The 11,652-nt window shown below is 43.8% G+C and carries 14 protein-coding genes; 4 read left to right on the plus strand and 10 right to left on the minus strand.

Annotated elements, in window-relative coordinates; genetic code table 11:
- Positions 1 to 261 precede the first annotated feature (261 nt).
- The 3 genes from ACTO17_RS18745 to ACTO17_RS18755 form a co-directional block, all read right to left on the minus strand.
- A complete protein-coding gene (locus ACTO17_RS18745) occupies positions 262 to 510 on the minus strand; it encodes a DUF1016 N-terminal domain-containing protein (protein WP_482559006.1) in 249 nt (82 codons plus the stop codon).
- A gap of 77 nt (positions 511 to 587) precedes the next feature.
- Positions 588 to 818 carry a helix-turn-helix domain-containing protein gene (locus tag ACTO17_RS18750; protein ID WP_160254212.1) on the minus strand — a complete coding sequence of 77 codons (231 nt, stop codon included), beginning with the start codon at positions 816 to 818 and terminating at the stop codon, positions 588 to 590.
- Positions 819 to 967: 149 nt separating this feature from the next.
- Entirely contained in the window at positions 968 to 1,207 is a 240-nt protein-coding gene (locus ACTO17_RS18755; RefSeq protein WP_172537334.1) for a helix-turn-helix domain-containing protein, read from the minus strand.
- A 136-nt stretch (positions 1,208 to 1,343) separates the two neighbouring features.
- On the opposite strand from ACTO17_RS18755, the gene ACTO17_RS18760 reads away from it, so the two are divergent.
- Positions 1,344 to 1,502, plus strand: a complete 159-nt coding sequence (locus tag ACTO17_RS18760) for a hypothetical protein (RefSeq protein WP_482559007.1) — start codon at positions 1,344 to 1,346, stop codon at positions 1,500 to 1,502.
- A 19-nt stretch (positions 1,503 to 1,521) separates the two neighbouring features.
- The gene (locus ACTO17_RS18765) at positions 1,522 to 2,001 is read left to right on the plus strand and encodes a hypothetical protein (RefSeq protein ID WP_482559008.1); all 480 of its coding nucleotides are present in this window, start codon (positions 1,522 to 1,524) and stop codon (positions 1,999 to 2,001) included.
- Between the two features lie 411 nt (positions 2,002 to 2,412).
- Here ACTO17_RS18765 and ACTO17_RS18770 read toward each other — a convergent pair whose 3' ends face one another.
- The 7 genes from ACTO17_RS18770 to ACTO17_RS18800 all read right to left on the minus strand — a co-directional run bounded on the left by ACTO17_RS18770 (position 2,413) and on the right by ACTO17_RS18800 (position 8,217).
- Entirely contained in the window at positions 2,413 to 2,901 is a 489-nt protein-coding gene (locus tag ACTO17_RS18770; protein WP_482559009.1) for a pyridoxamine 5'-phosphate oxidase family protein, read from the minus strand.
- Positions 2,894 to 3,646 carry a nicotinamide riboside transporter PnuC gene (gene pnuC, locus ACTO17_RS18775; protein WP_482559010.1) on the minus strand — a complete coding sequence of 251 codons (753 nt, stop codon included), beginning with the start codon at positions 3,644 to 3,646 and terminating at the stop codon, positions 2,894 to 2,896. The genes ACTO17_RS18770 and pnuC overlap by 8 nt, the downstream gene beginning before the upstream one ends.
- 274 nt (positions 3,647 to 3,920) lie before the next feature.
- Positions 3,921 to 5,120, minus strand: a complete 1,200-nt coding sequence (coaBC, locus tag ACTO17_RS18780; RefSeq protein WP_482559011.1) for a bifunctional phosphopantothenoylcysteine decarboxylase/phosphopantothenate--cysteine ligase CoaBC — start codon at positions 5,118 to 5,120, stop codon at positions 3,921 to 3,923.
- A gap of 77 nt (positions 5,121 to 5,197) precedes the next feature.
- The gene (gene panD / locus ACTO17_RS18785; RefSeq protein WP_482559012.1) at positions 5,198 to 5,584 is read right to left on the minus strand and encodes an aspartate 1-decarboxylase; all 387 of its coding nucleotides are present in this window, start codon (positions 5,582 to 5,584) and stop codon (positions 5,198 to 5,200) included.
- 30 nt (positions 5,585 to 5,614) lie between these two features.
- Positions 5,615 to 6,466 carry a pantoate--beta-alanine ligase gene (gene panC, locus ACTO17_RS18790; RefSeq protein WP_482559013.1) on the minus strand — a complete coding sequence of 284 codons (852 nt, stop codon included), beginning with the start codon at positions 6,464 to 6,466 and terminating at the stop codon, positions 5,615 to 5,617.
- 18 nt (positions 6,467 to 6,484) lie between these two features.
- Positions 6,485 to 7,312, minus strand: a complete 828-nt coding sequence (gene panB, locus ACTO17_RS18795; RefSeq protein WP_482559014.1) for a 3-methyl-2-oxobutanoate hydroxymethyltransferase — start codon at positions 7,310 to 7,312, stop codon at positions 6,485 to 6,487.
- An 8-nt stretch (positions 7,313 to 7,320) separates the two neighbouring features.
- Complete coding sequence (locus ACTO17_RS18800) at positions 7,321 to 8,217, minus strand: Rossmann-like and DUF2520 domain-containing protein (RefSeq protein ID WP_482559015.1); 897 nt, start codon at positions 8,215 to 8,217, stop codon at positions 7,321 to 7,323.
- Between the two features lie 330 nt (positions 8,218 to 8,547).
- On the opposite strand from ACTO17_RS18800, the gene ACTO17_RS18805 reads away from it, so the two are divergent.
- Both ACTO17_RS18805 and ACTO17_RS18810 read left to right on the plus strand, forming a co-directional pair.
- Entirely contained in the window at positions 8,548 to 9,663 is a 1,116-nt protein-coding gene (locus ACTO17_RS18805) for a GntR family transcriptional regulator (protein ID WP_172538831.1), read from the plus strand.
- A 337-nt stretch (positions 9,664 to 10,000) separates the two neighbouring features.
- Positions 10,001 to 11,434, plus strand: coding sequence for an extracellular solute-binding protein (locus ACTO17_RS18810; protein WP_482559016.1), 1,434 nt, complete (start codon positions 10,001 to 10,003; stop codon positions 11,432 to 11,434).
- Positions 11,435 to 11,652 lie beyond the last annotated feature (218 nt).

The raw sequence follows: 11,652 nt of genomic DNA on the forward strand, positions 1-11,652 counted from the left end.
GGGAAAGGGCCATCCGGCAGTTCCTGTGTATTGAAAGACGGACCGTTTACGGCAAATTCAATTTATTTCTTAACTTATTTTGTTTAATTTTCTATACTTAATTGCCGGGTTTATACTTCAATTATACACTATATTGGATCTTACTGATTTTCTGTTGCCAAAATGTTACCATAAACTTATTATATTACTCCAGCTAATTTCTCGCACCAATGGCGCGAGCTTTTCAGAATCACGGTAACTCAGGTAAAAGTTGCGCATTCTTCAAAGGTTTGCCGCAGAATATCCCTTTGCTCCCGGAAATTCTTTCTGCAATTCTTTTGAAAGAACTTTTACAATGGATTTGCCCCATCCGTTGATTTCCTGTTGCCTGTATATTTCCTCGCCAATCTCCCAATAAAGGTTGATGGTCTCCGTATTCATTATTTTCAGGACATGATACTGCTTTTTATGTATCAGTTCCTTCACGTCATTTACCAAAGGCTCATAACCTGCAATTTCTACTCCGCCCATTCTTTCTCCAATTCTCGCACCACTGGTGCGAGTTTTATGAATCCACTATCAAATTGGTATTTTCAATAACAGCCTGGCTATTCTTCCCCCGGCGGGTGGAACACTAACAAATCTTGTATCTCACACCCTAATACCGTACACAGTTTACAAAGCACATATACATCCAACCTGGTAATACTGTTGGTGCAATAATTATCTATCTGTTTCCAGTTCATTTCTGCCTTATGCGACAGCTTGTTCTTGCTCAGCCCTTTTTTCTTTAGCAGTTCGTCCAGCCGAATTTCCAAATATCCGTAATCTTCCTCCACGTTCCCACCTCTGCATTTTCATACTTGTTTCATGCTTACAGTCTCATTCTATATTTATTGCAGAAACTCGCTAACCCTAAACAAATATCAGGATACTAGTTACAGAAACATTAGTTCTCTTCTCTTAAATGCGGATTATAAATTTATATCTATTTTCTCTGCTCTTTTTCTGCTGGGACAAAAACAAGCAAATCTTGAATTTCACATTCCAAAACGGTGCAGAGTTTACACAATACAAAAGTGTCCAACCTGGTAATGTCATTCTCACAATATCTGTCAACCTGCCTCCAATTCATAGCCGCTTTCAGCGACACTTTATTTCGGTTCAGTCCTTTTTCCTCTATTAACTCTGCCAGCCGGATTTCCAGATGACCGTAATTTTCTTCCACTCTGTCGCCTCCTGTCGAAAAATGATACCCTGTTTTCCTTGCATTTTTATTCTATACTTGTTATAGTGTTTTTATAATCTTAAAGAAGTATTATAATACTTCTTGCATAAACAAATGTTTTGACAGGAGGAAAAGAATGAAACTGGATTACTTTAAAGACATTGTCTTTGATCTGCTCAATAATTCCGATGATATGGCAATCAAAGACATTCACACGAAAGACAAAGAAAATCTTTTTACAGTACTACTGATGAATGGAAGCCATTTTGAATTAGAGTGCCGCCAAATATGCTAATATACGAGGAACAAATGTTATGAAGATGAAAAATTTTGCAGCTATGCTTCTAAAAGACATTGAAAAATCAGGACTGCCTATTGCAGAAATCAAACGCATACAATCAGACAAAGGCTTGTTTGCAATAGAAACTTCTGACAATAGCGAGTTCCTGATTAAAATCGCAAAAAGGGATGCTAAGCGAGAAACATTTTTTTTGGAGATGGATGAAACAGAACGCAGACTACATGAGATTTATGAAAGATATGTCAGCAGTTGGGAATATGACAAAATTCTGATGAACAACGATTTCGACATAGACTGGCTTGCGGATATATTAGATATTAAAGATTACCGCAAGCTGGAAAATATTATCCTACAGTACAGCTCAAGGAATGACGAACTGCTTTTTACCTTGGGATTCAAATATGCCTGGTCTTTATTTATGGAATGTGCCAAAGGCAGCAATAGCGCAAATTTTACAAAGTTGAATTCCGAAACTGATTCTGCAAAACAATAACCTGAATTTTTCCACATATTAGACTGCAAAAAAGGGGCTAGGGGATTTCCCCTAATAAGTGCCAGGATTGCCACTGCCCATAAGGGCATGGCAATTCAAAGGCGTTGCTTGCTGGTATTGTGTATCAATTTTCCGCCTACTATCTGCATCCGACACTGCCTATTTTACCAGCCGAAAAAGAAATCTTTGGCAGATTTTCTCACCATTCCATTTCATCAAAATTACCCTATTTTAAATCCATATATGATTTTTCTGTAAAGAAAATAGAGCGGTTTCCCGCCCTATTCTCTCAACAATATAGTCCTTTTATCATCATACTTTTTCTCGAAAATCCGCCAATTTTTTCAGTAATTCATCAATTCTATCAGCATAATTTTCCCTTATTCTTCAGCAATCAGCGATGATAAGCTATCATTTCTTTTGGGCCGTTTCTATTGCTTCTTTTCCTGTCATATGCTCAACAGACAGTTCCATCATGCATAAAGCTTTCCATGTTCTTGCAATTTCCTGATTTCTGTTTTCTGCGCTGTCTGTTGGATGATATTTCATTGCCAGCCTTTCGATTGCTTCTCTGATTTCATTTTCATCCTCCAATATGCGTATTTTGCCAAATGCAATTACACTTTTAAAATGTGTTGTATATTTTTCTGGAAATATCTCGTCTTGGGCGATTACGCAAAAGGACGCTTTACTGCATTTCTTTATGGCGTCTATTTTGTGTCCCTCTTTTGCACTGTGAAAATAAATTTTGGAATTATTATAAACATAACTGATGGGAACAGCATATGGGTATTCATCATCACCCAGTAATGCCAATACCCCAGAAGTTTCTTTTTCAAGCAGTTCAACATTTTCCTGATTGCTTAAAATTTGCTTTTTTCTTCTCATTTCTCTAAACATATCTCTTTACCTCTTTTATCCTTTCATTGTTCACTGCTGCAATGCAAGCGTTTTCCTGGCGTTTCTGCATGCCTGACCAGTTGATAAATCCATAAATATCATTTACTAAAAACATGACAAAACAAATAACAACTGACAAATACGATATATCAGAAATTGTTGCCAACACCCATAGAATAATCAGTACAATATCATTTGCAGCATAACCGATTGCATAAAACGCACTCCTTCTGAAAGTCAGATAAACCGCAAGAAAGCTGGTTGTGACAGATATCGTGCTTGGTATTAGGTTTGCCGTATGAAAAGCCGCCAAAATGTAATAAAAAATAAGTGTAACAGCTGCTGTCAATATCATCATAAAAATAATCTCTTTTGCTTTTAATCTATTTACTTTTACTTCTGATTTATTTCCGTTATACGGATTTCTCAGCCATGAGACCAATGCAAAAACAGCCATGGGGGCAGTCATTCCCAAATAGGTTACCATCTCCCCATAATAGGCGAACGCAAAAGATATGCCCCCATATAAAATACTGAATATAACCATTAGAAACTGTCCGAACGGATTTCCCTTTGCAATAAAGATTAGCGCTGTTACACCAATGAAAGAAGCAGCAAGCGTTAAATAATTTTCTCTGTCAAACAAAAAAAATGATACGACAATCAGTGTCACTGAACTGCACCATAACAATATCTCTCCTTTTGTAAAATAATCAAATAATGATTTTCGTTCTTTTGTGTGCATATAATTACCTCCTAAAATAAAATAAGCACCCGACTACACATCTTCAATGACCTAACGATGTGTAACGAATGCTTTCGCTTCTCTACCCGGTGGCAGACTATTATTTACTTGATTCCAACAAATATAGCACAGTACAGCAAAGAAGTCAATCGTTTATCCAAATTCTAACAATCAGATTTCAAAGACCGGATTGCCCTTCCACCAAGCAAACAGTTTATGTGCGAAAAGGCAATCCGGCAGTTTTGTCCGTATCCATATATAAAATATTCGTCTGTTAAACCCTATCTCTTACCTGATTCAGAATCTCCAAAGCCACCTCCGCCTTGTCCATCCTTTCTAAACAAATCACATCCTCCCTGGTAATCAGGGTAACCACATTGGTGTCTGTGCCGAATCCGGCTCCTTCCACTTTCAGGTTATTGGCGGCAATCATATCCAGATTCTTTTTTTCCAGTTTAGCTTTGGAATTTTCCTCCAGATCCCGGGTTTCCATGGAAAATCCGCAGAGGAAGCTATGAATCTTTCCTTCTGACTTCATTCGGCCCAGTTCCGCCAGGATATCCCTGGTACGTTCCAGATTAATCTGAGCCTTGCCGTCTGATTTTTTAATTTTATCCTCCGCAACCTCTGAGGGCCGGTAATCCGCCACTGCGGCGGCTTTGATTATCACATCCATCCGGGGCGCCAGGCGAATGACTTCCTGGTACATTTCTTCAGCTGAGACTGTCTTTTTTACTTCCAGAAACATCGGCGCCTCCAGGGCGGTAACCCCTGTCACCAATGTAACCTCCGCGCCTCTTAACATTGCCATTTTTGCCAGGGCATAGCCCATTTTTCCTGTGGAATGGTTGGTAATGTAACGCACCGGATCGATGGCTTCTTGGGTGGCTCCTGCTGTGACCAGTATCTTTTTCCCTGCCAAATCCTTGGGAAAGGCAAGTTCTTTCAATACGTATTCCATCAGCGTATCTTCGGAAGGCAGTTTTCCTTCTCCGATATCTCCGTTGGCCAGCATTCCTGTGTCGGGAGGAATTATTTCATAACCGAAGCCTTCCAGCCTCCCCAGATTATCCTGAACAATGGGATTGCGGTACATATTGTGGTTCATGGCCGGCGCAATCAGAGTTTTGCAGGTGCATGCCATTACCGTTGTGGTCAGCATATCATCTGCAATTCCGTTTGCAATTTTGCCGATTACATTTGCTGTGGCCGGGGCAAGCAGAACCAAATCCGCCTGCTTTGCCAACGCCACATGCTCTACTGAAAATTCAAAATTCCGATCAAAGGTATCAATCAGGCATTTATTTCCGGTAAGGGTTTCAAAGGTGGTGGCAGTAATGAAATTCTTTGCATTCTCTGTCATCAGCACATGCACATTACAGTGGAGTTTTTTTAACATCCTTGCCACATTGGGCATTTTATAGGCGGCAATTCCGCCGGTCACGCCCAGTAAAACGGTTTTTCCCTGCAACATATGGGGAATCCTCCTTAAAAATATTCAGATTTTCCAATACTTCGGTTTCCTGCCCTGTAAAAACACGGTTATGGCTGTCAGGCGGAAATCTCCCCATGCTTTTCATAAGATGTGATTTTGGAAATCTTATTTTCCCCGTCTACGAATACCACGTTCGGCCGGTATTCTTTTGCTTCCTCCGGCGTCATCTGGGCATAGGCCATAATAATGATATGGTCGCCGGTCTGCACCTGGCGGGCCGCCGCTCCGTTCAGGCAGATCATGCCGCTGTCCGGCTCTCCTGCTATGGTATAAGTTTCAAAACGGTTTCCGTTTTCTATGTCTACAATCTGTACATTTTCATATTCCAGAATTCCTGCCGCCTCAAGAAGCTTAGGGTCTACGGTAATGCTGCCCACATAATGAAGCTCTGCCTGCTTCACTACGGCACGGTGGATTTTTCCTTTTAACATTTTTAAATACATGGCATATCTCCTTTTTCGTTCTCTGCTGCCTTATGTCTCAGGCGCATAACTAAAATTGTCAATCAGCCTTGTTTTTCCAATATAAACTGCCAGGGCTGCCAGAATGGGACCGTCTATCTTTTTCACCGGCTCTAAATTCTCAGCGTCTACAAGCTCCACATAGTCCACCCGGGCAAGGGGCTCTGTCCGGATTTGTTTCAGAATGGCCGCTTTGACTTTCTCTGCATCTTTTTCCCCGGCATGAAGCAGCTCTTCACCGACGGTCAGTGATTTGTGCAGAACCAATGCCGCTTTCCTCTCTTTTTCACTCAGATATGTGTTGCGGGAGCTCATGGCAAGCCCGTCCTGTTCCCGGACTATGGGACAGCCCACAATCGCAATATTAAAATTCAAGTCCCGCACCATCCGGCGGATCACCGCAAGCTGCTGCGCGTCCTTCTGTCCGAAATAGGCCCGGTCAGGCGTTACAATATTGAAAAGCTTTGACACCACTGTGCACACGCCACAAAAATGGGTGGGCCTTGTTTTTCCGCAAAGTCCCTTGGTCAGCCGGTCCATATCCACAAAGGTGCAGCTGTCCGGCGCATACATCTCCTCCGGCGTCGGATGAAAAATCACGTCTGCTCCTGCCGCTTCGCAGAGAGCCGCATCCCGGTCAATGTCTCTGGGATAAGTGGATAAATCTTCATTTGCGCCGAACTGGGTGGGATTTACAAAATCGCTGACTACCACCCGGCCGTTTTCGCTGACTGCTTTTTCAATCAGGCTTTTATGCCCTTCGTGAAGATAACCCATGGTGGGCACCAGGCCCACAGAATGGCCTTCTCCCCGCCACCATTTCACGATAGAGCGCAGTTCTTCTATAGTTGTTACAATCTGCATCGTATTCCTCCATTATATTCAGTACAGTTTTTCTATTACATCGTCATCTATTTTAAAAGTATGTTCCGGCGCCGGGAAAGTCCCCGCTTTCACTTCATCGCTGTAGTTCTGAAATGCCTCTTTCATCACTGAGCCCACTCCCCCGAACCGTTTGACAAATTTCGGTTTGAAATCGCCGAACATGGAGAGCATGTCCTGATATACAAGAACCTGTCCGTCGCAGTCTGCTCCGGCGCCGATTCCGATGGTGGGCACATGCAGCTTCTCCGTCACCAGTTTGGCCAGTTTGGCCGGTACGCATTCCAAAACCACTGCCACTGCCCCGGCTTCCTCCACAATTTGGGCGTCCTCCAGCAGTTTTCTGGCCGCCGCTTCTGACTTGCCCTGCACTTTAAAGCCGCCGAAGACATTCAAAGACTGAGGCGTCAGTCCCAGATGGGCAACCACCGGAATGGAAGCTGCTGTAATGGCTCTGATATGATCTGCAAATTCCCGGCCGCCTTCTAATTTCACGGCCTGGGCCCGGCCCTCCTTCATCAGCCGCCCGGCGTTTACCACGGCGTCATACACGGAAGTCTGATAGGACATAAACGGCATATCCGCCACCACCAGCGCCTGCTTCGCGCCCCGTGCCACCGCGCTGGTGTGGTGAATCATGTCCTCCATGGTCACTGACAGGGTATCTTCATACCCTAACATAACCATGCCCAGGGAATCTCCCACCAGAATCATATTAATGCCTGCTTCGTCAATTAATTTTGCCATGGAGTAGTCATAGGCGGTAAGCATTGTTACCTTTTCGCCCCGTTCCTTGGCTTCCCGTATTGTTACAACTGTGTTTTTCATAGTCATCCTCACTTGCTTTCTAATATTTGTTTCATGGTCTCATAACTGCGCTCCGGGTGCTTCTTCTCTGCAAGCTCCGTCACCACGGCTCCCACTGCCCGGTAAGCCAGTTCCCGCCGGGGCCTGTCCATATGCTCCAGATGTTTTCGGACTGTCTCCGTGTCATTGCGCTCAATGGGCCCGGTCAGCGCCTGCGCACACCCCCGGTATTCTGCTTTTTTGCCGGTACGGCCTGCATCTTCCTCTGAAACTGCTTCAAAGATGGATTTCACATTGTTTTCCACCAGAGGCTTCAGCAGTTCATAGGCGGACATTTCGGAAATTCCGGCTTCTTCCATCAGCTCCACCGCCATGGAAATAAGCCCCACCACCTGATTGCTTGCAATGCTTGTGGCCGCATGGTATTTGGCCTTTTTGGAAGTGGAAATCTCCGCAATCCGGTTGGGCAGCAGCCGAAAAAGCTCCTGCATCCTTGTCAATGCCGTCCGGCAGCCCTCTACCGCAAAGGCCGCGCCTGTTAAATTCTGATAAGCTGTGAATTTGCTGCTGAACGCGTAAATCGGATGGATCGAGCAGACATATGCGCCTGTCTCTTCCCAGTTTGAAAATATATCACTTGATAAAGAACCACTAAAGTGGCAGATGACTTTTCCTTTCACATTCTTCTCTGCAATGCAATCCCATACCTGAACGATTGCTCCGTCTGTGGTGGTAATAAAAAGGGTATCGCTTGCGCGTATCAGTGAATCCAGTGTTTCAAAATATTCTGTGCCTGTAAATTCCGCGGACTCTCTTCCGCTGCTTTCGGTTCTGCTGTAAAAACCTGTGACACATGCGCCGTGATCTTTCACATATTTTGCCAGGGTCGTTCCCACTTTTCCGGCGCCAATAATTCCTATCTGCATATCCGCCTCCATTTCCTGCGAAAGCCATAGTTCCGCACCTTAAATCTCAAATGGAAAGGCCGCTGTCCTTCAGGCCATGCGCCCGCTGCCGGACACGATGGCAGTTATCAAAGTGATACAGTTTCTTCCTGAATACCGTTCGTCATTAAATTAACACATATAGGGGATTTTTACAATAGGGAATGGGAGATTGGGTTGTATAAAATGAAGTGCAAATCATATTTCTTTTGCTTCCCTTAAATTCTTGTTGTAGACTTTAATTTGTGCTAAACTGTTATTGCCAAAATAAAAAACGAAATTTCACTATATACCAGGAATTGAGGAAAAATCATGGGAAAGACAATTATGTATGAGCAAATATATTCAGATTTACTGAATAAGATCCAGCGCGGCATATTTGCCCAGGGAGATAAACTTCCCTCTGAAAAAGAATTATCGGAAGAATATGGCGTAAGCCGCATTACAAGCAAACGGGCGCTGGATATACTGGCAGAAAATCAGTATATTACCCGCAGCAGGGGAAAAGGTTCCTTTGTCACCGGAAACCAGGGTGATATTTTGGCCCGGAATGTTTTTCCGGAAGAAGAAGCTATACTGAAAAAGCCGCTGATCGGCGTGGTTTTCGATACGTTCGGAAGCGATTTCGGAAGCGGGCTGCTGCGCAGCATTGAGTTAGAATGCCGGAAAAAAGGATACGACATGCTGTTTCGATGTTCTTACGGCAATATTGAGGAGGAAAACGAAGCAATCCGAAGGGCCCTCCAGCTTGGAGCAAAAGGATTAATTCTAATGTGCGCCCAGGGAGAAGTCTACAACAGCATGATTCTTCAGCTTGTTGTGGATAAGTTCCCGATGGTTCTCATTGACAGACAGATGAAAGGCATCCCCATTCCCTGTATAAAAACAGATAATTATTCCGCATCCAAAAAACTGACACAGATATTGATCTCACGGGGACATAAAAAAATATGTTTTGTATCCCACTCCTTCAATAATACCTCCACCATCCATGAACGTCACAATGGTTTTGTGGACGGCATTATGGAGCACGAAGATGTGAACGGAGTTTTTGACGCGATCAGATGCTACGATCCGGCGTCAGAAGATATGGTGCGGGAAAACATTCACTTTGACCCTTCCGAGATTATGAAGGTAATTCAAAAAAACGCCGACTGCTCCGCCTTTCTTATTGTAGAATTCCAGATGGGCGCTCTTTTTGGAAGGGCGCTGAAATCCATGAATCTGAAGAAAGAAATCGCAGTTTTTGACTGCCTGTCTGAAGCTTATATGGACGAATATGATTTTGTCTATGTAAAGCAGGACGAAAATTCCATGGGCATAAAGGCTGTGCAGACATTATGCGCCGTCATGGAAGGAAAAGCGGTGGAAGATGTTATAAATATTCCTTATGATGTCATAATAGATAAATCTCAAGATGCAAAATAGTACAAATAGAACAAATTCCCCACAAGTTGATATATAAATGATATGTACATATGATATAAAAAAGAAGCTGACTTATAGGCAAATTTACGAAACCGTCTATGAGCCGGCTTTTTCTATTGACATTTTTGCCCAATAATGATATATTTGCCATAACATCATAAAGCAATTCGCCAAAAAGATATAATGATATATTATTTCAACCTGGTATCTTTTTGATGCAATCCTGTGATTTCTATGGCGGCAGAAAGACACACCATTTGCAAAAAACAACATTGAAAAGGAATGTGCCGGCCTGAATCGCCTGAAATAAAAATAAAACAAGAAAAGAGGAAAAACTATGAAAAGAAAAATTGTTTCTGTATTAATGGCATCCGTAATGGCGGCAGCTCTGCTTACAGGCTGCGGCGGAAATTCAAACTCCCCTTCCGGTACCGATTCCCAGGGGAATGATGAAAAAGCCTCAGGCGAAGAAGCAGATTCCACAGGCGGCGAAACCGGCTCAGACGATGGACAGGTGCTGACCATTGTTTATAACGACTCCAACGACAACGGCGACAGCAGCCCTGTGTACCAGTGGATCACACAGACCTATGAGAACTGGGAGAAAAAAGACGAAGTGAAGCTTGACATTCAGGCCCTTGTGGCGACTGACAGTGATTATGTAACGAAAATACAGACGCTTGTACAGGACGATTCCACCTGCCCGGATCTGTTTCTTGAAGATACGTTCCAGTTAAACACAGACGTAGCTGCAGGCTATGTGGCAGACATCACAGACAAAGTAGCCGGCTGGGACGACTGGAACTCCTCAATCATTGACGCATTGAAGGAAGCGACGTCAGGCACAGACGGAAACACCTATGCAGTTCCCATCAGCACAGACGTGCGCGGACTGTGGTACAACAAAGACGTATTTGAAACTGCCGGCCTTGGCAGGGAATGGCAGCCGGAGAGCTGGCAGGATATCCTGGACGCATGCGCTGCCATCAAAGAAAAGTGCGCGGACGACGTAGTTCCCATCTGGTTTGCATGCAACAGCGGCGAGGCTGAGGCAACCAGTATGAATACCTTCCAGATGTTGCTGGCAGGCACCGGCGATTCTCTGTGCGACGACGCCACCGGCGTTTACAACTTAAGCAGCGACGGCGTCAAAGATTCTCTGGGCTTTATCAAAACATGCCTGGACGAAGGATATCTGGGAACCCTTTCTGAGATTCTTGACCCAAGTGATTATACCTATGCAAACCAGTATATGTCCACTGCAAAGCTTGTCATGTACCTGAACGGAAGCTGGGGCTTCAATGATTATCTTCAGGATTCCGGCTATCCAATGCAGGGCTACACCGACGACACATTGTCTGACGCCCTTGGATTTGCACAGATGCCCACCCAGGAAAAAGGCGGCTATGTGACAATGTCCGGCGGATGGAGCTGGGCAATCGCCAATAACTCTGACCAGAAAGACCTTTCCTTTGAATTCATCACCGAATTGATGAAATCTGACAATTATGTTGTCTACATTGACGGAACCGGAAACCTGGCTACAAGAAATGACATGATGAGCTATGACGAATACAGCAGCAGAATGTATATCGAAGAGGCAACTGCTATGTCTGAAAACGCTTTTTTCCGTCCTCATGATGAGAATTACTCCAAAGTTTCTTCCTATCTTACCCGGCGTCTATCATGCTGTATCAGTTTTTCGGACAGCACACAGTCGCATACGGCACATTGGCGGCATATTCCATTGCGTATGCCATGCCGTCAGTGATCCTCTATGTCATCACCCAGAAGTGGATGTCAAAGGGATTCGGTATGTCAGGCGCGGACAAAGGCTAGTGAAAGGAGATTTTATGATATGCAGCAGCTTAGCGATTTATTGTCTGTAACACCAGTTTACAACTATTATAAATAGTGCTCCTTTTGCTGAACAAGGTATTTCAAGGCCCTCATAAGGGCAGATGATTTTATTATACTTTCGCTCTTTTT

The organism is Petralouisia sp. (assembly GCF_056822245.1).